The following is a 1715-nucleotide window of genomic DNA, read 5'->3' as shown; positions in this document are numbered from 1 at the left end:
GACTCCCGGCCCTCTCGCTCGCCTGGGGCCTGTGGGCACAAACCAGCGACATGACCAAGGACGTCCAGGACGACGGAACCGCACGGATCTCCCGTTCCGGACTGGCCCCGATCACCAACGAACAGGGCATGAGACTGTTCGACGCCGCCCTCGGAACCGACCACGCGCTCCTCGTACCGATCAGGCTGGACCCCGCGGGACTACGAGCGCACGCCGACGCGGGAGCCTTTCCGGCCCTTCTGCGTGGACTCGCCCGCCCCCACCCGGCCCGCCGGGTAGCAGGCGGAACCGCCGGCAAGGACCCGGTCTCCGGGCCGGCTGCCCTGCTCCGGCGCCTCACCACCCTCACCAGGGCCGAACAGCACCGCACGCTGCTCGACCTCGTCCGCAGCCACGCCGCGACGATCCTCGGCCATGCGCTCCCCGACGGAGTGGAGGCCGAACGGGGATTCCTGGAGCTGGGCTTCGACTCCCTGACAGCGGTCGAACTGCGGAACCGGATCAACATCGCGGCAGGCCTCCGCCTGCCCACCACGCTCATCTTCGACTACCCCACCCCCGTTGCCCTCGCCCGGCACCTGCGAACGGCACTCGTACCGGACGACCCGGGAGCGGACGGTGCGGAGGGTGACGACGAGTTCGGAAACGGCGTCGAGCAGCACGCCGCGGACACCGAGAACAGAATCCGCGCTGTCGACGAGATGGATCTCGCGGACCTCATCCGCATGGCGCACGGCGAACACGACGAGCGCGGCGAAAACGACGAAACCGGACGATTTGAAGCCGAAGGGAAGAGCTCGTGACTGACGCCTCCACCAGCCAGCTTGTCGGAGCGCTGCGGGCATCTCTGAAGGAGACCGAACGGCTCAGGACGCAGAATCAGCAGCTCGAAGCCGCCGCGCGGGAACCCATCGCGATCGTCGGAATGGCCTGCCGCTACGCGGGCGGCGTCAACTCACCCGAAGACCTGTGGCAGTTGGTCCACGAGGGCCGTGACGCCGTGTCCGTCATCCCCGAGGACCGGGGCTGGGACGTCGACGGCCTGTACGACCCCGACCCGGACACCCCCGGAACCACCTATGTACGAGAAGGCGGCTTCCTCCAGGACGTGGCGGAGTTCGATGCGGACTTCTTCGCCGTACCGCCACGTGAGGCGCTGGCGATGGATCCGCAGCAGCGACTGCTGCTGGAGACGACCCATGAAGCCGTCGAACGGGCCGGAATTCCCACGAGGTCACTCAGGGGCAAGCACGTCGGTGTCTTCTACGGCGCGGGTTGGTCCGACTACGTCACAAGACTGCCCCGGCAGCCGGAGGAAGCCGACGGCTACTTCGTGACGGGCAGCACGTCCAGCGTCATCTCGGGGCGCGTCTCGTATGCGTTCGGCTTCGAGGGGCCGGCGGTGACGGTGGACACGGCGTGTTCGTCGTCGCTGGTGACCATCCACCTCGCCACTCAGGCACTGCGCGCCGGCGAGTGCTCGCTGGCACTGGCGGGCGGGGCCACCGTGATGGCCAGCCCGAAGGTCTTCACCGAGTTCAGCAGGATGCGCGGGCTGGCGCGGGATGGGCGGTGCAAGGCGTTCTCGGCACGAGCGGACGGATTCGGACCGGCCGAGGGTGTGGGTGTGCTGCTCTTGGAGCGGTTGTCGGATGCCCGGCGGAACGGGCATCAGGTGCTGGCAGTGGTGCGTGGCAGTGCGGTGAATCAGGACG

General features: G+C 68.6%; 2 protein-coding genes. Both read left to right on the top strand.

Annotation, left to right across the window (positions count from 1 at the left end; all coding sequences use genetic code 11):
• A partial coding sequence (locus ACWIF2_RS40655; RefSeq protein ID WP_454366730.1) for a beta-ketoacyl reductase occupies window positions 1-803 on the top strand: 803 nt, incomplete at its 5' end.
• Window positions 800-1715 (top strand): beta-ketoacyl synthase N-terminal-like domain-containing protein (locus ACWIF2_RS40650; RefSeq protein ID WP_454366728.1); only part of this gene is annotated, 916 nt, incomplete at its 3' end. The genes ACWIF2_RS40655 and ACWIF2_RS40650, both read left to right, overlap by 4 nt.

This window comes from Streptomyces sp. NPDC055506 (assembly GCF_053643595.1).
The sequence above is the reverse complement of the archived record's forward strand: the minus strand, read 5'-3'. Positions and strand labels throughout refer to the sequence as shown.